We start from the raw sequence: 23,200 nt of genomic DNA, 5'->3' as shown, positions 1-23,200 counted from the left end.
GTGGGTTAATTACAAATTAAATTATTTCACCATAAAATAAAAAAGATTACATTTGCGTTTACTGTAAATATAATCGACTAAAGCTGTATCACATGCGTAGATTAACCTCTTTGTCATTGCTCGTAGGTACCAGCGTAATGCTATCCATGACTGCCTGTCGTAAGGACGGCGGGGGACTTTTCGGCAAAAAGAAAGAAACATCTTCTGCCACCGGCTGGAACTACAACGACCCTAAAATGGGAGGTTTCGCAGTGGCTAAGAATAAAAACCAACAAACAGGTCCTGGCCTCGTGTTTGTACAAGGCGGTACCTTTGCCATGGGCGCCACCGAGCAGGACGTAATGGGCGACTGGAACAACATTCCACGTCGTATTACAGTATCCTCCTTTTACATCGACGAATCTGAGGTAGCGAACGTACACTACCGCGAGTACCTCTTCTGGCTTTCCCGTGTGTACGGGGAGTCGTTCCCGGATGTTTACCGCCAGGCTTTGCCGGATACCCTGGTATGGCGTAGCGAGCTGGCTTACAACGAGCCGCTGGTAGAATACTACTTCCGCCACCCTGCCTACAATGATTACCCGGTGGTGGGCGTAAACTGGAAACAGGCTACCGACTACTGTAAATGGCGTTCCAACCGCGTAAACGAAAAATTGCTGATGGACAAAGGTCTGCTCTCCAAGGCAGATATTGGCAATCAGACAGACGATAATACTTTCGACACCAAAGCCTATATGGCCGGCCTGTACGAAGGTACCCCGGGCAAAATGTCCAAAGGCACCAAAACGGAATTCAAAAATCCGGATGGTACCCCGCGTAATGCCCAGTTCGAAGATGGTATCATGCTGCCCGACTACCGCCTCCCGACAGAAGCTGAATGGGAATATGCGGCGTTGGGTTACATCGGCCAAAACCCCGGCCCTTCCAAGAAAGAAGGAAAACACGGGGAAGAGCTGATCATGAACAAACAGGTGTACTCCTGGGGCACCAACACCAGCGGCTTGCGTGATATCCGCCGCGGTAACTTCCAGGGTATGTTCCTGGCCAACTTCAAACGTGGTTCCGGTGATAACATGGGTGTGGCCGGAGGTTTGAACGACCGTGCTTCCATTCCGGGCCCGGTTCGCTCCTTCTTCCCGAACACATTTGGTATCTATAACATGTCAGGTAACGTAAGCGAGTGGGTACTGGACGTTTACCGTCCGCTGAGCCCTATCGATGGCGACGACTTCAACTACTTCCGTGGTAACAAATTCCAGACGGTGTATCAGAATGCTGATAAGGAACTGGAAAAAGACAGCCTCGGTCGTCTGAAAATGCGCGACGTAACCGACGAAGAAAGCGCTAACCGTCTTAACTACCAGAAAGGGGATGTGATCAACTACCTCGATGGCGACTCCCTGTCACAGGTGGAATACGGTTATGGTATCACCACCCTGATCAACGACAAATCACACGTGATCAAAGGCGGTAGCTGGAACGACCGCGCTTACTGGCTCTCTCCGGGTACGCGCCGTTACATGCAGGAAGACATGGCCACCAACACCGTAGGTTTCCGTTGCGCAATGGACCGCGTGGGTAGCCCTGAAGGTAATAAGTTCAAAACTGGTAACCTGTTTAAGAAACAGCGCCAGAAGAGATAAGTAAGAATAATTAAATTCAGAAACAAAAAATCCCGGGGCGTACCCGGGATTTTTTGTTTTAATACAGTCAGACGTTATTTCCAGATTTCCAGGATCTCCTCCGTATGGTTTTTAGTATCCGGTTTTTTGATGATGTGGTCGATCACGCCGTCGCCATTGATGAGGAAGGTGGTTCTGTGAATACCATCGTAGGTTCTGCCCATCATTTGCTTTTCGCCCCAAACGCCGTACTGGTTAACGATCTTGTGATCTTCATCCGCCAGTAGGGTGAAAGGCAGGTCGTATTTTTCAATGAATTTCTGGTGGCTTTGTTCGCTGTCCGTACTTACGCCTATTACCACGTAGCCTTTTTTCAGGAGGTCGTTGTAGTTATCGCGGAGGTTGCAGGCCTGTGCGGTACAGCCGGGCGTCATGTCTTTCGGATAGAAGTACAGCACTACCCTTTTCCCTTTGAAATCAGTGAGGGAAACGGTTTTGCCGTGTTGGTCCTTTCCTTTGAAAACCGGCGCTTTATCGCCTTCTTTTAATGCTGCCATTGCTATAAGATTTTGAGTGTTTATCTTTTAAATGTGAGACGGTAGACGCCTTCGTTGCCGGCAATGTCCGTAACGGTCATGACGAGCACGTGGGAGCCCGGTCCGCAATTTTCGTCGAACGTATAGGTGAGTACGTTACCTTTCCTGGAAAACATCAGCCATTTGCCATCCAGCTCGGCGCGGTAGCTTTTGATGCCGGAAGCGTCGCTCATGGCGAAGGATATCTTGCCGGCTTTGCTGAGGATAGCCCCGGGTTTGATGCCCAGCGGGGTTACCTTAGGCGCCACGGTATCTATTTCCAGGTGGAAGGTACCGAAGTCGCGGAAAGTGCCTTTATACCAGCCATTTTCCAGGGTGGTGGCGGATACGCTGCTGCCTTCTCCTTCCCGAACCATCACCACCTTGCTTTCCAGGTTAGCCGGCACCGGTCTGGAGGCATGCAACCTGACGCCAAAGTAGTCGTGCACCGGTACCAGGGCCGTATGCAGCCGGAAGTTGTTGGACACGGCTTTAGGGCTGGTAGCCGCCGTTTCGGCGTAGCGGAAGCAGATATTATCGTACAGGGCCTGTTCATCGAGGTAGAACTCGACCCGGTTGTTTTCGAAGATATTATTGGAGCCGGGGTACATGGTGTTGGCGCAGGTAGCTTCCGGCGCCGGGGCGGCGGATTTCTGCAGGTTGAATTTCACCGTAGAGGCGTTCCCGTAGGCGTCTTTTACCAGCAGCTGCATATGATGCACTTCGCCATCGGAGAGGTCTACCGTACCGTCCCCGTTAATATCCCGGTAAATATCCAGTTCATTGCCCGGCAGGGAAAACAGCAATTGCAGGTAAGGCCCTCCGCCTTTTTTCACCTTATAGTCGATATGCGCATTGAGGTACCTGGTTTCTTCATACCCGATATTATCCAGCTGAAAATCTATTTCCGGCTCATCGTTATGCACCAGCGTGGCCTCATAGATGCCGTAGGTGTTGGGAACGTTGTTCATCCGGTCGATCGCCCCAACGGCCAGTCCCGCTTTGTTGGCGGCTACCTGGATCACCGGCTGGGTGGTAACATAGGTATTACCCACCTTTTTGACCAGTACTATCTTAGGCGATTGCTCATAGATACTTTTTTCCCGGTCGTACACGGCGATGCGATAAACGTCAGGGGCTTTGGTATCCGGTATATTGAAGCCAAAGAGCAGCGGGTTTAAAGGCTTTTCCGTGGCGGTGTTCCTGATTTCGAAGTGGAGATGCGGGCCTGCGCTGCCGCCGGTGTTGCCGCTATAGGCTACGAGGTCCCCCTTCCTGACCGGGAATTTGCCGGCAGGGATAGCGAGGTCCTGCGCCCAGCTTTCCTGCTGGTATTGCTGGCGCTTTACATAAGCCTGTAAAGCGGGGAAGAAGGTATTGAGGTGGGCATATACGGTAGTATAGCCGTTGGGGTGAGTAATGTACAGCACATTGCCGAAGCCTGTGTGGGATACGCCTACACGGCTCACATAACCGTCTGCCGCGGCGTGTACGGGCAGGTTTTCGCGTTGCTGTGTTTTGATATCCATCCCGGAGTGGAAGTGGTTAGGCCGCAGTTCACCAAAGTTGCCGGCGAGTTCGATGGGGATGTTCAGGGGATTCCTGAAGTATCCCTGGGGGTAGTTTTTTTCTGCACCGGGCGTCTGGGCATTTAACAAATACGGGAGTAAGCAAAATAATCCTATGACATTCTTCATACCTGCAAATATACTATTCAATGACTAGCTGAAAGTTAGTGATTTACAGGCAGATTATTTTCGTTTATACGTTACCGTTAAACCTGGCAAGGCTGCCGGCGGTGAGCCAGGCAGCCTAAGGGATAAATACTACAGACCTGCGCACAAAGTCATGGTTCCCCAATGGCGGAAGGAGAACGGCTGCTTCATACAGGTAGCGTTGAAAAAAGAAACTACATCGGTAAGGCGTTTAGAGGTTTAGTGGGTGTCCTTATGTACAGGTGTCGCTACAAGTGCAATAGATATGCCAATCTATAAAACTATGTTAAAAATTGCATGTTTTTAAGCTGTCATTTGATGAGCATTCTATATATAAGAGCATCTTATTCAGGGGCTACATAACAACTTTAATCGAGTATAATAAAACCTGAATGCTTTTCGTACATTAGTTGCCGCAAAGCAATAAACTACGCTGATGTCTATAAAGGTTTCGTCACTCACCAAGATTTACGGGGAACAAACAGCGGTGAATGCCATATCCTTCGAGTTAAGAAAAGGGGAAATCACCGGTTTTCTGGGGCCGAACGGGGCCGGAAAATCCACTACCATGAAAATGATCACGGGCTACCTGCCTCCTACCAGCGGCACGGCTACGGTATGCGGTTTTGATATTGTAAAGGAGTCCCTGGAAGTGCGGAAACGGGTGGGGTACCTGCCGGAGTCCAATCCCCTGTATTACGACATGTATGTAAAGGAATTCCTGGAATTTATGGCGGGGGTACACCAGCTGGGAACTGCCGCCTCCAGGCGGATAGCGGAGGTGATCGACCTGACGGGTTTAACCCCGGAAAGCAAAAAGAAGGTGGGCGCATTGTCCAACGGCTATAAGCAACGCGTAGGGCTGGCCCATGCGCTGCTCCATGATCCGGAGGTCCTGATTCTCGACGAACCGACCACCGGCCTGGACCCTAACCAGCTGGCCGAAATCCGAAACCTGATCAAAACGCTGGGGCAAGACAAAACGGTAGTACTGTCTACCCATATCATGCAGGAGGTGGAAGCCCTTTGCGACCGCGTTATGATCATCAACAAAGGCAATATCATTGCCGATGATAAGCTGGCCGCGCTGCGGCAGGCCGGCGCAGGCAACGGTTACCTGGAAGTGGGCTTCGGGGAAACGGTCACCGCAGCGGAGCTGCTGGCCATTCCGGGCGTCAGCCGGGCAGAAGCGCAGGAAGGCAACTACTGGCGCCTGTACAGCACCGAAGTAGAGGCGGTCAGAAAAAACCTCTTACAATTTGCTTTGATTAATAACCGGAACATACTTTCTTTGCAGAGCAATTCACAAAGCCTGGAAACCATATTCCGGGACCTGACAAAGTGATCCCCCTTGGTTTTTGCAATGTAAAGATGCTCATTATTAATAGTTTACAGTACTAGCCATATAACAATTTTATAATTTTCGAACTATGAGTATTATTTCAGAGATCCATGCCAGACAAATTCTGGATAGCCGTGGTAATCCTACTATTGAAGTAGACGTAACAACTGAAGATGGTCATTTTGGCCGTGCAGCGGTACCTTCCGGGGCTTCTACAGGTAAACACGAAGCAGTTGAGCTGCGCGACAACGATAAGAGCGTTTACATGGGTAAAGGAGTACTGCAGGCGGTAAACAACGTTAACGAAATTATTGCATCAGAACTGGAAGGCTGGGATGTAACCGACCAGGCTGGTATTGATAAATTGCTGATCGAACTCGATGGCACTCCAAATAAAGCAAAACTGGGCGCTAACGCTACCCTGGCTGTGAGCATGGCCGTAGCAAAAGCAGCTGCCGAAGTTTGCAACCAACCGCTGTACCGCTACCTGGGTGGCGTAAACGCTTTCACCCTGCCTGTACCTTTGATGAACATCATCAACGGTGGCGTACACGCTGATAACAAAATCGACTTCCAGGAATTCATGATCGTGCCGGTGGGCGCCGCTACCTTCTCCGAAGGGCTGCGCTGGGGCGTGGAAGTATTCCACCACCTGAAATCCGTGCTGAAAAAGAAAGGTTACAGCACCAACGTAGGTGACGAAGGCGGTTTCGCTCCTGAAATCCAGAGCAACGAAGAAGCCATTGAAACAGTACTGGAAGCGATCAAAGCTGCCGGCTACGTTCCTGGCGAACAGATCGCCATCGCACTGGACGCTGCTTCCAGCGAAATGTTCAACGATGCCGACAAAACTTACAAATTCTACAAATCCTCCCAGAAAGTAATCTCCAGCGATGAAATGGTAGCTTACTGGGCTGAATGGTGCGCTAAATACCCGATCGTTTCCATCGAAGACGGTATGGCGGAAGATGACTGGGAAGGCTGGAAAAAACTGACCCAGGCAGTAGGCGATAAAGTACAGCTGGTAGGGGACGACCTGTTCGTTACCAACGTAATCCGCCTGAAAGAAGGTATCGAAAAAGGTATCGGTAACAGCATCCTGATCAAAGTAAACCAGATCGGTACTGTAACAGAAACCATCGATGCGGTAAACATGGCGCACAAAGCCGGTTACACTTCCATCATGAGCCACCGCTCCGGTGAAACCGAGGACACCACTATCGCTGACCTGGCGGTAGCGCTGAACTGCGGTCAGATCAAAACCGGTTCCGCTTCCCGTACTGACCGTATGGCCAAATACAATCAGCTGATCCGCATCGAAGAGCAGCTGGGCGCGAACGCGATCTACCCTGGCAAATCCATCAAATTTGGTAAAAAGTAAGCGATTACTTCCAGATAATTTCAACGCGGGCACATACTGAAAAGTAGTCGCCCGCGTTCTATTTTTGAACTACAAGTCGTATTTTGCAGTATGCAGAAAATCAAATCCATAAAAGTACCCGGCCTGTTAAAGAATTTCTTCTTTGTAACGGGTGGCCTGTTCCTGCTATGGATCGCTTTTCTGGATAAGACCAACCTCATGTACCAGTACCAGTTCCAATCTGAAGTGAACAAGCTGGAATCACAGAAAGAGTTCTTTATCAGCGAGATAAAGAAAACCAAGGAAGAGCAGCAGGAGCTGCTTTCCAGCCCGGAAAAACTGGAAAAGTTCGCCCGGGAAAAGTATTTCATGAAAAAGGACAACGAAGACCTTTTTATCCTCACGCCTGCCCCTCCCGCCAAATAGCCCGGGATCCCCGCCAATTGGCCATCTCAAAAAAAAACGTTAATTTAACAATAGATTCTGCTCATCTGTCGTTTATATTGCTGTTAACTATATTTCCTGTATTAAATATTAAAAAAGTAATGCATGAGTAATTTTACACATTCTGTCCTTTCTAATCTGTGTCTTGTTACTGCCAGCGACCTTCAGCATCTCAACCAGGAACAACCCAGCCTCAGCACTGAGGTAGAAGCCAGCCTGGAACATGTGAAGGCTACTCTTAACACGGTCAGCTACTCCCCCCGGATGTCTACCCTGCAGCTCATCTTCGACTACGCAGCCGGCACTACCGAAAAACAGCTGTAATCGTTTATACCACCACGTTATGACCAGGATTCCCTGCCAGCCGCAGGCGGAATGAAAATGCATTTTTCTCTATCTTTACAGCATGACCAAGAAAGAGCGCTACGCATTTGTGCTGAACTACTTCGAAAAACATGCGCCGAATGCAGAAACCGAACTGATTTACGATAATCCTTATCAACTGCTGGTTGCCGTTATCCTCTCCGCCCAGTGTACGGACAAAAGGGTGAATATGACCACCCCGGCTATATTTGAGCGATATCCGGACATGGAGGCCCTCAGCCATGCCACCTTTGATGACCTTTTCCCCCTCATCAAAAGCATTAGTTATCCTAACAATAAAACCAAGCACCTGATCGGCATGGCCAACATGGTGATGAATGAGTTTAACGGGGAAATACCCAGCACCGTTCCTGAACTGGTGAAGCTGCCGGGCGTAGGCCGTAAAACCGCCAATGTGATCACCTCCGTGGTACACCAGCAGCCGAATATGGCCGTGGATACGCATGTGTTCCGGGTGAGCGCCCGGCTGGGCCTTACCACCAATGCCAAAACGCCCCTGCAGACGGAACTGCAGCTGATCAAGAACATCCCGAAGGATAAGATCTACATCGCCCATCACTGGCTGATCCTGCATGGCCGTTACATCTGCCTGGCCCGCAATCCCAAGTGCGGGGAATGCCCGCTTCGCCCGGCCTGCAAATACTACAAAACGCTGGTAAAAGCCAGCTAGCTCACCGGCAAACGCGCCACCAGCAAAACTTTTAAAACAGGCAGGGTTTCCGCCGGGTTATCATATTTTTTTGCTGCTCTCATCCAGATTTTATTATCTTAAGCCACATTTTAAGATTTAAACGTTATGAGATTAACAACGCGTTTGCAGCTTTCATTCATGATGTTCCTGGAGTTTTTCACCTGGGGCGCATGGTTTGTAACACTCGGCACTTTTGTGCTGCATAACTTACAGAACACAACGGACAACAATGTAAGTACTGCATTCCTCACCCAATCGTACGGGGCCATCATTGCACCGTTTATCGTGGGTATCCTTGCCGACCGCTTTTTTTCCGCGCAAATCATGCTGGGCATTATTCACCTCGCCGGCGCGGTACTGTTATGGTGCTGCGGTAACATGACGGACTTTGGCCCGTTCTACGGCCTTATCCTCGCTTACATGATCCTTTACATGCCCACGCTGGCCCTGGTCAACTCCATCTCCTTCCGGCAGATGGCCGATCCCAGCAAGGACTTCTCCGTGATCAGGGTGTTTGGCACCGCAGGCTGGATCATTGCAGGGCTGATCATTGGAAAACTGGGTTGGGAACAAAGCAATATGTTGCAGCTTACTTTCAAAATGGCTGCTGTATCGTCCCTGATCCTGGGCTTGTTTAGCTTTACCTTACCCAAAACCCCGCCTTTGAAAAAAGGCAGCCGGATCGATATAAAGGAAATCCTCGGGCTGGACGCTATCGGTATGCTGAAAGACCCGTCTTACCGCGTATTCTTTATCTCCTCCATCCTCATTTGTATTCCGCTGGCATTCTATTATAATTTCACCAACCCCTTCCTGAATGAGATTCACCTGGAGGCTGCCGCCGCCAAGCAATCATTGGGACAGGTGTCCGAAGTGCTTTTCATGCTGATCATTCCTTTCCTTTTCCGCCGCCTGGGCGTGAAATGGATGCTGGGCATCGGTATGCTGGCCTGGGGTATCCGTTACCTGCTGTTTGCCAACGGGGATATTGACGCCAACCTCTGGATGCTGCTGGTAGGTATCCTGCTGCATGGGGTCTGCTACGATTTCTTCTTCGTAACCGGGCAGATTTATACCGACCGCAAGGCAGGAGAGAAATTCAAAAGCTCCGCACAGGGCTTTGTTACACTGGCCACCTATGGCGTAGGGATGCTGATCGGGTTCCTGCTCAGCGGACCAATCGTTGAAAAATACAGAACAGGCCCTGACTCCCACGACTGGCATGCCATCTGGCTCATCCCGGCCGGGATTGCAGTGGCGGTACTCGTACTGTTCCTGATCGCGTTTAAAGACAAGAGTAGTGATTCTTCAGCAGCAATAAACCACTAGTACTATGGCAAAGATAGCAATGCTCGGCTCGGGCTTCATCGGGCGCTTTTATGCAGACTCCCTGCAAGGCCAGCGCAGCCGCGACAAAATCGTCAGCATCTATTCCCGCAGGGAAGAGAGTGCGAAGAAATTTGCGGAAGATTATAAAGTGAACCACTGGACGACCACCATGGAAGAGGCAGTGGCTAACCCGGAAGTGGAGGTCGTATGCATCTCCCTGCCCAACAACCTTCATGAAGCAGCAGTCGAACTTTGCTGCAAACATAAAAAAGCCGTTATCTGCACCAAGCCCCTGGGCCGCAATGCAGCCGAGGCGAAACGTATGCTGGAAGCAGTAGAAAAAGCCGGCATCTTCCATGGCTACCTGGAAGACCTGGTATATACCCCTAAGTTCCTGAAAGCGCTGGAAAGCGTGCAGCAGGGCGCTTTGGGGCGTATTCTCTGGGCGAAATCCAGGGAAACGCATCCCGGCCCGCATAGCGAATGGTTCTGGGATAAGGAGCAGGCCGGCGGTGGTTGCATCCTGGACCTGGGCTGCCATTGCGTGGAAATTGCCCGCAGCTTCATCGGCAAGGACATTAAGCCGGTGGAAGTAATGTGCTGGGCGGATACGCAGGTAAAACCCATTGATGCCGAGGACCATGCCATTGGCCTGGTGAAGTATGAAAACGGCGCTATCGGGCAGTTTGAAGTAAGCTGGACATTCCGCGGCGGGCTGGATCTCCGCGATGAAGTCATGGGTACGGAAGGCACCATCTGGCTGAACAGCTTCCTGCGCACGGGTTTCGATATGTTCACCACCGGCAAGGGCGCGGATTATGTGGCGGAAAAAGCGGAAAGTAACAGCGGCTGGCTGTTCCCCGTGGGCGATGAGCTCAATGAACTGGGATACAACCACATGTTTACGGATATGTTTAATGCGATGGAAGACGGGAAGGCCGCCCGGGAAACGTTCTACGACGGTTATGTAGTGAACGCCATCCTGGATGCCGCTTACAAAAGCGCCGCTTCCAAGCAGTGGGAACCGGTACAACTGGAAATCTGGCGCGGGAAGGAAGGTATTTCGAAAGAAAAAACCCAGCAGGACTACGATGAGCAGTACTATCTCGTGAAGGAGGAAATGACCCATTTCGGCGCCAGGAAAGTGATCCTGAAGGACAAGGCTACCGGGCAGATTATTGAGAAGACGCTTGCGGAATAGGCGCGGTGTACATAATTCAGTAAGGGCGTATCATTGAGAAAAGGAACGCATAATATGCAAAGGTGAGGGCGATTGCCCATTGAGTAAAAGGTATAAAATTCAGTAAGGGCGCGGCCGTGGGGTCCGCGCCCTTACTGCTTACAGGCGAACTTTATCTTTATTTTTTAATGAGTCCTTTGGATTGGTAAAATGCGAAGCCTTTATCCAGGAGGGCCTTAATATCTCCCATAACCTCCCCTTCCGCTTTTTTAATATGAAAGCAGGATTTCCCTTTCAGCAGCGGCCGCAGAGAGGGAGGCACGTCCTTAAATTCATCAGGGTGGGAATATATCGGGAAGAAGTATAGTCCTACGTACTTTTCAAAGGCTGCGACCCCGCCAAAATACAGCTCCGGGTACTTCCGGCCGAAAAGTGTCACTTCAAAGGGATAATACATATCATACCGGTTGTTTTTACCGTCTGCCCTTGGTTTCAGTGGTGGTACATAATTGTCCAGCAGTGAGTGTATCGAACTGTAAATTTCAGGGATATGCGTATTCATATGAGGTTAGCTACTTTTGACAATGATGGCTTTGCCCAGCGCATGGTCTACCTCTACCTGCACCAGTGTTCCATTATCGTACTTATAGATATTTTTTTTGCCTTCAGGTAACTGCAGTTCATACTGTCCGCCGCCGAGCGGTTTCAACGGCAGGAACTGGCCCAGGGTTTCCGAGAAGGTGCGGTTGATATGTTTAGGTTCACTAAAATACAAATCTCCCACGCAATGCTGTATTTCGTTGGTGTTAATCACCTGTCGCCTGCCATTTACCACGATGGTATAGCTGCCTCCTTCCCGGCGGGTGGTAGTCAGCTTATCGTCCCCGTTCTTACCGGATTGCCTGACTGATTTTGCCACGGTGAGTACGTTGTTATTGTACTCATTCACGATATCGCTGTTCACTTTTGAAAGCATCACCTGGATATGGGTTTTAATGACGATGCTTTTTGCATGTCCATTAACGTCCTGCCTGGCTTCGATGGTACCAACCGGGTGGTTGGCTATTCTCACTTCAAAGGTATTCGTTTGCGCCCACGCGGGGAAGCATACTACAGCTAGGATTACGGTGCAGAGTAATACGCGTAAAGTATTCATAAAATATCGCTTGATCCATAAAATAAGTCGAAGACGTAGCTGTAATACTCTTCATATCGTTAAAGTACAAAAAAAACGCCATGTATCGTGCGCAATAAAAAGGGCAAAACCTGCTTTATGCAGACTTTGCCCTGTAAATCATATTAAAGTGTTATTCCTGATGCCTTTAGGCGAGGAGTTCCCTTATCTTGGTAACCAGTTCACTTTTCGTGATAGGTACGCCCATGATCTTATTGTATCCCTGCGCATCGATGAGGAATTGATCGCGGATGATCTTGATCAGCTGACCGTTGTTGATTTCCGGGATCAGTACTTTATCGTAGCTATGGAGGATTTCCGCCAGGTTTTTCGGGAACGGACGGAGGTGGCGCAGGTGTGCGTGCGCTACTTCATAGCCTTCTGCGAGCAGTTCCAGTACGGCGCTCTTAATGGAGCCGTAGGTAGAACCCCAGCCCAGTACCAGCACTTTTCCTTTTTCAGGTCCGATCTCAATTTTCTGCAGCGGGATGTAATCAGCGATCCGGTCCACTTTTTCCTGCCTGATTTTCACCATTACCTGGTGGTTTTCAGGGTCGTAGCTGATGTTACCGGTGATATTTTGCTTTTCCAGGCCGCCGATGCGGTGTTCCAGTCCGGGCGTACCAGGCAGCGCCCAGGGGCGTACCAGTTTCTCATCGCGGTGGTATGGCAGGTATTGTTCTTCGCCTTCTGCCAGCTCGGTTTTGAATTTCACGGGGATCTCCGGGAGGTCCGCCGCTTTCGGGAAGCGCCATGGCTCTGCGCCGTTGGCGATATACCCGTCGCTGAGGAAAATCACCGGGGTCATGTGCTGCAGGGCAATGCGGGAGGCTTCAAATACGGCGTCGAAGCAATCGGCAGGCGTAGATGCGGAAATCACCGGCATCGGGCACTCGCCGTTACGGCCATAATAAGCCTGCAGGAGGTCGGATTGCTCCGTTTTGGTAGGAAGACCAGTGGAAGGTCCGCCACGTTGAATATCTACGATCAGGAGCGGAATTTCGAGCATTACAGCCAGTCCCATCGCCTCGCCTTTGAGGGCAACGCCGGGGCCGGAGGTGGTAGTCACCGCAAAGTGGCCGCCGTAAGACGCGCCGATGGCGGAGGTGATACCTGCAATCTCATCTTCCGCCTGGAAAGTGCGGATATTAAAGTTTTTAAGGCGGCTAAGCTCGTGGAGGATATCAGAAGCCGGCGTAATGGGATAGGTACCCAGGAACATCGGGAGATTGGCTTTCTGGGCTGCTGCCACGAGGCCGTATGATAAGGCGGTGTTACCGGTGATGCTGCGGTAGGTACCCGGTTCCATGCGGGCTTTCTCCACCCGGTAGCGGGTACTGAAGGCCTCCACCGTATCGGCGAAGTTGTAGCCGGCGTGGAGTACTTTCAGGTTGGATTCCAGGATTTCCGGCTTTTTACCGAATTTTTCCCGGAGGAAGTTTTCGGTATTTTCCATGTTGCGGTCGTACAGCCAGTAGAGGAAGCCCAGCACAAACATATTTTTCGCACGGTCTTTCTCTTTCATCCCCAGGGTAGATTCTTTCAGCGCTTCGCGGGTCATTTTGGTGACATCCATGGTGTGCAGCTGATAATCGACGAGGGAGCCGTCTTCCAGGGGATTTACGCCTTCCGGATAGTTGGCGAGGCGGAGGTTTTTGGAATCGAAACCATCCGTATTGGCGATGATGATACCGCCTTTTTTCAGTCCTTTCAGGTTGGCTTTAAGAGCGGCGGCGTTCATGGCTACGAGTACATCGCAGGCATCGCCGGGGGTGAATATTCTGTTAGAGGAGAAATGGAGCTGGAATCCACTTACACCTGCCAGGGTTCCTTGCGGGGCTCTGATCTCAGCAGGGAAGTCCGGGAACGTACTCAGGTCGTTACCTATCAGGGCAGTGTTGTTCGAGAACTGACTACCCGTGAGCTGCATACCATCGCCACTGTCGCCTGCGAATTTTATTACTACATCCTCCAGCTGTTGAATCGAAGTATTTGGCATCTATTGATCTTTTTAAGGTATATCTTTTATCAGGGTGTAAATTTAGGCAATCGGCAGGTAGTAATCCCACTCAAAAATTGGCCTTGCCGCCCTTCAGGCACAAAAGTACACAAAGTTGGTAGACTATTATAACCCAAAGTGCTGATTGCTATTACTTCTTGTTATGGGTGATAACCAGAAGTTATTCCCGGGCAAATGCTAATATTTCTCTAAAAATTATATATAGAATAGTTATGTATCAGGTGGAAGTTGTAATTTGGCAGGTATAATTTTAAACTCATATCTATGGCATTATTTCAATCGAACAACCCTGTATTGAAGGAGAGCATGTTTAACAAGGCGGCTCAGCAAGGGGAAGCCATGACCATCCGTGGTACTGTTAACAAAATGTCTTTCATGCTATTGTTGCTGATAGCGGCTGCCGTATTTTCCTGGGGGCAGTTCGCGATGGGCACTGGCAATGCGTTTCCACTGATGATTGGCGGTGCGTTGGGTGGTTTTGTACTCGCGCTGATCATTATTTTTAAGAAAGAATGGGCCGGTTACCTGGCGCCTGCATATGCACTGACTGAGGGCTTATTCCTTGGCGCAGTTTCAGCTGTTTACAATGCACAATCGCATGGCATCGTTATGCAGGCTGTAGGACTCACCTTTGGCGTATTTATCGCCATGCTGATCTTATACCGCGTTGGCGTGATCCGTGCAACGGAGCGTTTTAAATCTATCATCATCACCGCTACACTGGGTATTGGCATCTTTTACCTGGTAGCTATGGTGCTGCGCATGTTTAACATCGATATGCCATTAATTTTCGGCAGCGGTACATTTGGCATTGTGTTCAGCCTGATCGTGGTGGCCATTGCTGCGCTGAACCTGATCCTTGATTTTGATATGATCGAGCAGGGAGTAGCACAAGGCGCGCCTAAGTATTTCGAATGGTATGCCTCCTTTGGTTTGATGGTAACACTGGTATGGTTGTACCTGGAAATCCTCCGCTTACTGAGTAAGTTAAACAGACGATAAGTCGCTCTAATAAAGTATTTACAGCGCCCGCCGGTCATCCGGCGGGTTTTTTATTTTGTTAAACTGAACCAAAAGAATTGTTAAATGGCAGGCTGTCATCATTTTATGGCACCGTGTTTGCAAAATTGGTATATAGAAAGCAATAGTACAATTATAGCCAAAGAGCAATAGTTGGTTTTCATAGGGGTTAATCATAAAGCCGGCAGTATGTCTATACTACCGGCTTCTTTTTTTTGGTTTTTTTTCCAACTTTTCTGAAGTGGCGCAACGCGGCCCTTAAGCGACTCCGGCGCTGCTCTCCCACTGCGGCGGATGCCTGTAAAACGGTTATTGTATGCACTCCTCACTTGTTTATTTTTCTGTACAGATAGGGGTAAATCGCCATCACGACGTCGTAATAATAAAAGTACATGAACGGACATACGAAGTTAGCCGGTTCCGGCCGGGAAGTATTTGTAGCCTATGCATGTTTGGGTATCAGCTGGGTATTAATGATGATATTGATATTCAGTTGTATGCTGTAGTGTGATCCGCCGGGCTGTAACGGCGGATTGCGCTACCCCCATTTTGCAATAGGGGCTATTGCAATAAAAAAAAGGTCCGCACTGGAAGTACGGACCCTTTATTATTTTCAGACGGCTGCCGGTTAAGCGCCGCCGAGTTTGCATTTCTGCAGTACTTCCCAGGATTTGCCGTTATGGCGGAGGAAGTAAAGGTTGTTCACTTTAAAGGTAGCCTTATACTCTTTGTTTTCGTATTCAGGCCATGCTTTATTGAACTGTTCGTCGTCCAGGTCTTTGAAGGCCACGGTAACGTGCGGCGTGAACCCGGTACGTGCCAGCATCGTACTGAAGCCAAATTCCTTACGCAGGAAGTTGATCAGCTGACGGTGCATAGCCGACATGGTTTCGCTCTTTTCCACGTTAATGAAGAGCACACGGTTTTGTTTGTTCGGGAATGTACCGAAACCGTTGAGCGACACTTCGAAAGGCGCCTGTGTTTTCGCGAACTCGGTGAGTTCATCGCAGAAGGCTTTTTCCAGGGCCGGGTCAGCGGTGAAAGGCACCTGCAGGGTAATGTGCGGTAATACTTTCAGTGCGTAAACAGGGCCGTATTGCTCTGCGAATTCCTGTTTGATTTTTATGATTTCTTTACCTACTTCTGCGGTTGGCAGGAGCGCGATAAAGTAGATTTTATTATCTGGTTTTGGTTCCGGTTTACGACGTTGAACGTTCTGGCGTCCACCACCGCGATTGTAGCCACCGCCACCACCGCGATTATAACCACCGCCGCCACCGCCGCGATTGTAACCACCACCGCCGCCACGGTCGTATCCACCACCGCCGCCGCGATTGTAACCGCCGCCACCGCCGCGGTCATAACCACCGCCGCCACCGCCGCGATTGTAACCACCGCCGCCGCCACGGTCGTATCCACCACCGCCGCCGCGATCGTATCCGCCGCCACGGTCATATCCACCGCCACGGTCGTATCCGCCGCCGCCACGGTTGTAACCACCGCCGCCACGGTCATAGCCACCACCACGGTCGTAACCACCGCCGCCGCGATTGTAACCGCCATCGCCTCCACGGTCGTAGCCTCCACCGCCTTCACGGTTATAGCCACCACCATCGCGATAGCCGCCACCACCGCCTTCGCGATTGTAGCCACCACCTTCCCGGTTGTAACTGTTTCCACGGTCGTAACCGCCGCCACCGCGGCCGTAGCCACCACCGCCTTCGCGGTTGTAACTGTCACGATTGTAATCGCGCTGGCGATACCCGCCATCACGGTCTCCATTGTAGCTCGGACGGCTTTCGCGGTCTCCGCTGTTGTAGTCGGGTTTTCCACCCTCCCGCTCACTGTTTAAGTTGGGTTTGAAGTCACCTCTCTCCTTATTGGGATCATTCTCTTTGTTGGTATCAGAAGAGTAGGGCCTGCGGGGGCGTTCGTTTCTCTCAAAATTCATCTTACTTAATTAAGCGTTTGAAGCAATATTTGCTATGATTTCATAAAAATGAAACACATCCTGATAAGAGTTATACATTGGAGCCGGTGAAACCCTAATTACTCCGGGTTCCCGCCAGTCCACGATGATACCGGCGTCAGTCATCTGTTGATGTATCTCTTTTCCTTTATCCTTGAATAACAAAGATAGTTGTGCGCCACGTTCATTACAATTATTAGGTGTAATAATTTCGAAATTTATGCCTTTCAATTGTTTCAGCAGGAACTCCAGATAGTTGGTCATTCCGATGCTTTTATTCCTTAAAGCCTTTATACCGGCTTCTTCAAATAATTCCAGGGATGCCTTTAAGCTAACCATGTTGAACACCTGGGCGGTGCTTTGTTGCCAACCTTCGGCGTTGTCTTTAGGCACAAAACCTTTTTCCATTTTAAATCTTACGCTCTCTTCATTGCCCCACCAGCCACCTAAGCGGGGGAAACCGCGGTTGCCGGCATGTTTTTCATGTACAAAAGCGCCGCCTACAGCGCCGGGACCTCCGTTCAGGTACTTATAAGAACACCATACGGCAAAATCTACGTCCCAATCATGCAGTTCTACCGGAATATTGCCTGCCACGTGCGCCAGGTCGAAACCTGCATATGCACCTGCTTGGTGCGCAGCAGCTGTGATTGCCGGGATATCAAAAAACTGCCCGGTATAATAATTTATTCCTCCAAATAAAACTAATGCTAAACTATTACTTTCTCTGTTAATAATTTCTAAAATATCTTCGGTTCTGATCAAATGTTCGCCGGGTCGGGGTGAAACCTCTATAATCGCGCTCTCAGGGTCAAATCCATGATACTTAACCTGGGTTTCTACTGCATATTGATCACTGGGAAATGCTCCTGCTTCCATTAACACCTTAAACCGCTGTTTGGTTGGCCGGTAGAAACTTAACATCATAAAATGTAAGTTCACCGTCAGTGTATTCATCACCGTTAGCTCCTGCTGGCTGGCCCCCATGATCGAGGTCAGGGGCTTGCTGCAATACTGCTGGTAGTATAACCAGGGATTTTTTGCCCCCCAGTAACCTTCTACCGCGCACTGCTGCCAGTCCGCCAACTCCTGCTCAATTGCTGCTTTTACATTCCCTGGCTGTAATCCCAACGAATTTCCACATAAATATATTGCGTCCTTGCCTTTGCGTTGAGGAAATAAAAACTGCTCTCTAAACTTTCTTAACGGATCCTTTTGGTCCTGCTCTTTAGCATATGCTAACGATGCTACGTACTCCATGGTCTTCCAATCTTATACCTATAATCTTTTAATGGCTGCTCTACCTTACCCGTTAAATATCTACTTATCTTCTCTTTTTTTTACGAATCTCGTTATTTCTCTATAAACAGGCAAACAGGTCATAACTGTTTTAGTCAGAACGTTTTCTATTGGTAATCACTACTTTACGTGGTTACGTGGCTTAGGATATACAAGGCTAGTAACGTGAAAAACAATCTGAGCGCCAAAAGTAATAAAGGCTGTCGAAATGCAGCCACTTCCAAATGTTAAAATTTGTTAATCAGGATAAATTTACCGGTTTTTCCCAAATATAATAAAAAAAACCGTCCCGAAGAATCAGGACGGTTATTGTTAACCTACAACTGTTACACTGTATAAAAAAAATCGATATCGTCTAATTCATCGTCACTTTATCCAGTTTCCCCTTTGCCGGCTGCGGCGCCTCTTCCGGCTTGTTGAAGAAATGGTAAGGCCTGGGCGATACATACTCCGGATCGTGCATCTGCCTTACCACGCTGCGCTTGGTAAACAGCTTGATAATCAATACCAGGAAAGGAATGTACTTCAGACCCCTCGGCAGGTGATGATAATCCAGCACATCTATGGAACGCTTGTTCATGGCATACATTACCGGCACCAGGATCAGGGTAAGGAACGTCGCAAAAATCAACCCGAACACCATCGTCCAGGCCAGCGGCCCCCAGAACGCCACGTTATCCCCTCCGAAATATATATTAGGTTTGAAGTGCGTAAACAGCCCTTCGAAGTCAATATTGAACCCTACCGCCAGCGGGATCAGCCCCAGTATAGCCGCAATAGCAGTCAGCAATACCGGCGTCATACGGGTCCTGCCCGCTTCCACGACGGCGTCGTAGACCTTGGCATCCTGCTGGATCAGCAGGTCTGTAAATTCTACCAACACAATACCATTCCTCACCACGATACCCGCCAGGGCCATAATACCCACACCGGTCATCACAATGGAGATATCCATTCCGAAAATGCTGAATCCAAGAAACACTCCTATGATACTGAACAGGATTTCCAGGAGGATAATTGCCGGGCGGCCTACGGAGTTAAACTGGGTCACCATGATCATCAGCATCAGGCCGAATGCTCCCAGCATGGCCATCATCAGGAAGTTCATGGTCTCCATCTGGTCCTCCTGCTCACCCGTCATCCGGATGGTCACATCCGGGGTATGGGAGAAATCGTTGATAGCCCGCTGTATCTGCTGCACTACCTCGTTGGCGTTATAGCCGGTCAGCACGTTGGAATGCAGGGTGATTACACGTTTCTGATCGATACGTTTGATACCTGCGTAGGTATTGGAATACTGGATATCGGCCACCGCTGATAACGGCACCTGCCTTACCGCTCCGCCCATATTCATATCCCGGTACACGATATTCAGGTTCATCAGGTTGTTGATGTTATTGCGCTGGTCCTCCCGTAACCTTACCATGATCTTGTACTCATCGTCCGCATCGCGGATCTTGGAGGCTTCCGCCCCAAACAGGGCCGTACGCAAGGTTCCGCCGATGACGCGGGTGGAGATGCCCTCCTTGTTGGCCCGCTCCCTGTCCACATTGATGATCACTTCCGGCTTGTTATCTTCAAAATCGCTCTTCAGCTCCTCTACCCCGTCGATATGCAGGGAGTCCAGGTAACGTTTAAGCCTGAACGAAGTTGCAGTCAGGTCGTTAAACTCATCGCCGGTAATTTCAATATTGATCGGTTTACCGGTTGGAGGTCCGCCCTGCTCCTGCTCTACCGTGATGTTCGCGCCAGGGATACCTTTCACCGCTTCGCGGATTTTGGAGAGGTATTGTACGGTCGACTGCCCCTTCCTCGCTCCAAACTCCACAAAGGCGACGGTCACTTTACCTTTCTGCGGCTGCGTACTCTGATCCATTTCGTTAGGATCTCCCGCGCCTACCGCCACGTTGGAAATAATAGATTCCACAATCGGGTTATTGGCTCCTACCACTTTGGTAATGCGGTCCTCCACGATATGCGTGATGGAATCAGTGTACTTCTGGTCAGTACCGTTAGGCAGCTGGATATAGGTATAAATAAAGTTCGGATCGGCCTGGGGGAAAAACACAACTTTCGGATTTCGTATAGCCGTTACCATTATACTCACGATCAGCAGGCCAAATGTGGCAACCAATATCCAAACAGGCCGCCATCCTACCAGGCACCATTCGAGAATACGTTTATAGCGCTCCTGCACCCTTGGCCAGAACTTCTGCTGGAAATTGCGGGCAATGCCGGCCAGCCAGAATTTTTCCAGGGCGATCACCAGGTACACAAAGATGACGAAGTTACCCACACCCGGACTGCTGTTGGCATAGGCAATCAGCGCAACTACGGCAAATACGGCAGTGAGTATCCTGAACTTTTTATCAAACTTCGGTTTGGGGTGATGCTCGCCTTCATGCCTGTCCATAAAATCAACCGCAAACACGGGGTTGATAATATAAGCCACCACCAGGGATGCGCCCAGGGTAGTAATCAGCGTTACCGGCAGGAAGAACATGAATTTACCGATTACGCCCGGCCAGAACAGCAGCGGGAAGAATGGCGCCAGTACCGTGAGCGTTCCGGAAAATACCGGCAGGAACACTTCGCCGGCCGCTATTTTGGCGGCTTTCACAATACCGAGGTCCTTTCTTTCATTGAAAATACGGTGCACGTTTTCGATCACCACAATCGCATCATCCACCACGATACCCAATGCCAGCAGGAAGGAGAACAACACCATCATGTTCAGGGTAAACCCGTATATCGGCAGCAACAGGAACGCGATGAACATGGAAATAGGTACGGACAGCGCCACGAAGATGGCGTTCACCGCGCCCATAAAGAACATCAGGATCAGCGTTACGAGCAGGAACCCAATGATAATGGTGTTGATGAGGTCGTGCAGGGTTACCCGGGTACCTTTGGACTGGTCGGCCGTGATGGTCACATGCAGCCCTTTAGGCAGGTGGTTTTTCTGCATATCCTCGATGATAGCGCGGATCTTGTCGCTGGCGTCAATGAGGTTCTTTCCGCTCTGCTTGATCACGTTGAGGGTGATTACGTTTTTACCGTTGAGGCGCGCATAGCTTTCCTGTTCGAGGAAGCCATCCACCACATCGGCAATATCGCGGAGATACACGGTGGCGCCGGATTGGCCGCGCACGATGATATTGGCGATCTGACGCGGATCTTTATATTCGCCCTTAACGCTGAGGCTTCGTTTTTGCCCGTCCATGGACACTAACCCGCCGGAGATTGTCATATTCTCCCCCTGGATAGCCAGGATGATATCATCGAAGCTGATCCGGGCCGCGTCCATTTTGTATTTGTCTACATTGATCTGGATCTCCCGTTCCAGGGCGCCCACGATATCCACCCGGGTGATTTCATTCAGCGATTCTATCCGGTCCTGCATATCATCCGCATAGCGTTTGAGCGTAGGCAGGTCAAAGTCGCCCGATAGGTTCACGTTCATAATGGGGATCTGCGATACGTCAATTTTGAGTATCGAAGGGTCCTGGGTGAGGTTTTGCGGCAGGTCCCGCTTGGCGTCATCCACCTTTTCACGCACCTGCTGGCGGGCGGACTCAATATCTTCATTGGCGTTAAACTCGATATTGATCAGGGAGAAGTCCTGCATGGAGGTACTCTTGATCTTCTTAACGCCGCTGATGCCGTTCAGTTGTTTTTCGATCGGCTTGGTCACAAGGGTTTCCATATCCTCCGGGGAGGTACCCTGGTTTACCGTTGTGATGATAAACTGCGGGAAGACCACCTCCGGAAATTGTTCCTTCGGCCGGTCGATGTAAGCCAGGATACCGGCGATGGCCAGGAACAAGGTGGCCACATAAATGCTCACCTTATTATCAATGGCCCAGCTGGTAGGCTTAAATTCTTTATTAAGATTATCTTTCATAAGCTTGCTTTAATCAGTCGGCCTAAGATTTAATAAGGTCATTATCGTTGAGTCCCTGGAAGCCGGTGGTTACGATTTTATCTCCCTGCTGTAATCCTGATTTCACTTCTGCTTTATCGTTATAGGTGCGGCCCAGTTCAATATTGCGGCGTTGCGCTACCATTTTACCATCGCGGTTGGCGGCCACTATCACATAAGGTTTGCCGGCGGTGTACTGGATCACGCCCACGGGAATAACGATGGCGTTGGCCGCGCTGTAGTCGATGATGCGGATTTGTGCAGCCATGTTAGGGCGCAGGTCCGGCGCTGGTTTCAGCGGCACTTCCACGTTGATGGTGCGGCTCAGCGGATCGATGGTACGGCTGGCGAAGCCAATGCTGGTGCGCAGTTCGCGTTTAATATCCGGGAAGTTGATGATTACAGGGCCACCGGTTTTTACCAGCGGCGCATAAGCTTCCGCTACGCTGGCGGTCACTTTCAGGTTGCTGGCATTAACCACGCGGAAGGCCGGCAGGCCGGGGCTGGCGTTATCGCCCAGCTTGGCGATCACTGCATCCACCGTACCGTTGATAGGGCTGATAATGCGGGTTTGAGCCAGTTGATCCTGCATGGTGGCAAGGCGGCGTTCCAGAGATTCTTTATTTGCTTTCGCGTTGAGGTATTGTACTTCTGATCCTATCTTCTGGTTCCAGAGATTTTGTTGCTTCTGGAACAGCGTGTTAGCCAGGTCCAGCTGGGTGCGCAGTTCCGCAATGTTGGCACGGAGCACCTGGTCGTCCACCTGGGCCAGTACCTGCCCCTTGCTTACGGCCTGTCCTTCCCGTACGTTGATACTGGTAATCACACCTGGTACGCGGGCGGATACATTTACGTTTTCGCGGGCATCCACGCTACCCTGCACGTCAATGTAGTGTTCGAACAGCGAGGTTTCCACGGGAGAGATCACCACATCCTTTACCCTTGCACTATCGTTCGTTCCCAGGGCTGATTCCAGCTCTGCAATCTTTTTATTGGTTTTCTCCAGGTATTTCGCTTTTTCGGCTTTCAGTTCCGCCAGTTCTTTTTCCTTCTCGGCCCGGGAGTCTTTTTTTCCTCCGCAGGAAGCCATGATGATGGTTGTCAGTGGCAGCAATAAAAAATACTTAGTGTTCATATAGGTAGTGATGAAGTGA

General features: G+C 50.1%; 18 protein-coding genes. 9 read left to right on the top strand and 9 right to left on the bottom strand.

Features of this window, described 5'->3' with window-relative positions; all coding sequences use genetic code 11:
* Positions 1 to 92 precede the first annotated feature (92 nt).
* Positions 93 to 1,643: an SUMF1/EgtB/PvdO family nonheme iron enzyme gene (locus tag BOC67_RS13510; protein WP_291910867.1), complete on the top strand. Its 1,551-nt coding sequence runs from the start codon at positions 93 to 95 to the stop codon at positions 1,641 to 1,643.
* A 74-nt stretch (positions 1,644 to 1,717) separates the two neighbouring features.
* Here BOC67_RS13510 and bcp read toward each other — a convergent pair whose 3' ends face one another.
* On the bottom strand, positions 1,718 to 2,179 hold the full coding sequence (bcp, locus tag BOC67_RS13505; RefSeq protein ID WP_291910865.1) for a thioredoxin-dependent thiol peroxidase: 462 nt from the start codon (positions 2,177 to 2,179) through the stop codon (positions 1,718 to 1,720).
* A 20-nt stretch (positions 2,180 to 2,199) separates the two neighbouring features.
* Complete coding sequence (locus BOC67_RS13500) at positions 2,200 to 3,894, bottom strand: peptidoglycan DD-metalloendopeptidase family protein (RefSeq protein ID WP_291910864.1); 1,695 nt, start codon at positions 3,892 to 3,894, stop codon at positions 2,200 to 2,202.
* A gap of 454 nt (positions 3,895 to 4,348) precedes the next feature.
* On the opposite strand from BOC67_RS13500, the gene gldA reads away from it, so the two are divergent.
* The 7 genes from gldA to BOC67_RS13465 all read left to right on the top strand — a co-directional run bounded on the left by gldA (position 4,349) and on the right by BOC67_RS13465 (position 10,663).
* On the top strand, positions 4,349 to 5,257 hold the full coding sequence (gene gldA, locus BOC67_RS13495; RefSeq protein WP_291910862.1) for a gliding motility-associated ABC transporter ATP-binding subunit GldA: 909 nt from the start codon (positions 4,349 to 4,351) through the stop codon (positions 5,255 to 5,257).
* Positions 5,258 to 5,342: 85 nt separating this feature from the next.
* Positions 5,343 to 6,635: a phosphopyruvate hydratase gene (eno, locus tag BOC67_RS13490; RefSeq protein ID WP_291910860.1), complete on the top strand. Its 1,293-nt coding sequence runs from the start codon at positions 5,343 to 5,345 to the stop codon at positions 6,633 to 6,635.
* Positions 6,636 to 6,725: 90 nt separating this feature from the next.
* A complete protein-coding gene (locus BOC67_RS13485) occupies positions 6,726 to 7,040 on the top strand; it encodes a septum formation initiator family protein (protein WP_291910858.1) in 315 nt (104 codons plus the stop codon).
* A 123-nt stretch (positions 7,041 to 7,163) separates the two neighbouring features.
* Positions 7,164 to 7,382, top strand: coding sequence for a hypothetical protein (locus tag BOC67_RS13480; protein WP_291910857.1), 219 nt, complete (start codon positions 7,164 to 7,166; stop codon positions 7,380 to 7,382).
* Between the two features lie 82 nt (positions 7,383 to 7,464).
* Positions 7,465 to 8,112: an endonuclease III gene (nth, locus tag BOC67_RS13475; protein ID WP_291910856.1), complete on the top strand. Its 648-nt coding sequence runs from the start codon at positions 7,465 to 7,467 to the stop codon at positions 8,110 to 8,112.
* A gap of 126 nt (positions 8,113 to 8,238) precedes the next feature.
* Positions 8,239 to 9,462: a nucleoside permease gene (locus BOC67_RS13470; RefSeq protein WP_291910855.1), complete on the top strand. Its 1,224-nt coding sequence runs from the start codon at positions 8,239 to 8,241 to the stop codon at positions 9,460 to 9,462.
* 4 nt (positions 9,463 to 9,466) lie between these two features.
* Positions 9,467 to 10,663 (top strand): Gfo/Idh/MocA family oxidoreductase, encoded by a 1,197-nt coding sequence (locus BOC67_RS13465; RefSeq protein WP_291910854.1) that lies wholly within the window; start codon positions 9,467 to 9,469, stop codon positions 10,661 to 10,663.
* Between the two features lie 157 nt (positions 10,664 to 10,820).
* On the opposite strand, the gene BOC67_RS13460 is transcribed toward BOC67_RS13465, so the two are convergent.
* The 3 genes from BOC67_RS13460 to BOC67_RS13450 form a co-directional block, all read right to left on the bottom strand.
* Positions 10,821 to 11,204 carry a hypothetical protein gene (locus tag BOC67_RS13460; protein WP_291910853.1) on the bottom strand — a complete coding sequence of 128 codons (384 nt, stop codon included), beginning with the start codon at positions 11,202 to 11,204 and terminating at the stop codon, positions 10,821 to 10,823.
* 6 nt (positions 11,205 to 11,210) lie between these two features.
* The gene (locus BOC67_RS13455; RefSeq protein WP_291910852.1) at positions 11,211 to 11,798 is read right to left on the bottom strand and encodes a DUF6134 family protein; all 588 of its coding nucleotides are present in this window, start codon (positions 11,796 to 11,798) and stop codon (positions 11,211 to 11,213) included.
* Between the two features lie 166 nt (positions 11,799 to 11,964).
* On the bottom strand, positions 11,965 to 13,815 hold the full coding sequence (locus tag BOC67_RS13450; RefSeq protein WP_291910851.1) for a 2-oxoacid:acceptor oxidoreductase subunit alpha: 1,851 nt from the start codon (positions 13,813 to 13,815) through the stop codon (positions 11,965 to 11,967).
* Between the two features lie 285 nt (positions 13,816 to 14,100).
* Here BOC67_RS13450 and BOC67_RS13445 point away from each other — a divergent pair, with 285 nt between their 5' ends.
* Entirely contained in the window at positions 14,101 to 14,838 is a 738-nt protein-coding gene (locus BOC67_RS13445) for a Bax inhibitor-1/YccA family protein (protein ID WP_291910850.1), read from the top strand.
* 646 nt (positions 14,839 to 15,484) lie between these two features.
* Here BOC67_RS13445 and BOC67_RS13440 read toward each other — a convergent pair.
* The 4 genes from BOC67_RS13440 to BOC67_RS13425 form a co-directional block, all read right to left on the bottom strand.
* Positions 15,485 to 16,807 (bottom strand): 2'-5' RNA ligase family protein, encoded by a 1,323-nt coding sequence (locus tag BOC67_RS13440; protein WP_291910849.1) that lies wholly within the window; start codon positions 16,805 to 16,807, stop codon positions 15,485 to 15,487.
* A 9-nt stretch (positions 16,808 to 16,816) separates the two neighbouring features.
* A complete protein-coding gene (gene kynU, locus BOC67_RS13435) occupies positions 16,817 to 18,085 on the bottom strand; it encodes a kynureninase (protein ID WP_291910848.1) in 1,269 nt (422 codons plus the stop codon).
* Positions 18,086 to 18,479: 394 nt separating this feature from the next.
* Positions 18,480 to 22,028 carry an efflux RND transporter permease subunit gene (locus tag BOC67_RS13430; protein WP_291910847.1) on the bottom strand — a complete coding sequence of 1,183 codons (3,549 nt, stop codon included), beginning with the start codon at positions 22,026 to 22,028 and terminating at the stop codon, positions 18,480 to 18,482.
* Positions 22,029 to 22,050: 22 nt separating this feature from the next.
* Positions 22,051 to 23,181: an efflux RND transporter periplasmic adaptor subunit gene (locus BOC67_RS13425; RefSeq protein WP_291910846.1), complete on the bottom strand. Its 1,131-nt coding sequence runs from the start codon at positions 23,179 to 23,181 to the stop codon at positions 22,051 to 22,053.
* Positions 23,182 to 23,200 lie beyond the last annotated feature (19 nt).

It is taken from the genome of Chitinophaga sp. CB10, from assembly GCA_001870995.2.
Taxonomy (GTDB): domain Bacteria; phylum Bacteroidota; class Bacteroidia; order Chitinophagales; family Chitinophagaceae; genus Chitinophaga.
The sequence above is the reverse complement of the archived record's forward strand: the minus strand, read 5'-3'. Positions and strand labels throughout refer to the sequence as shown.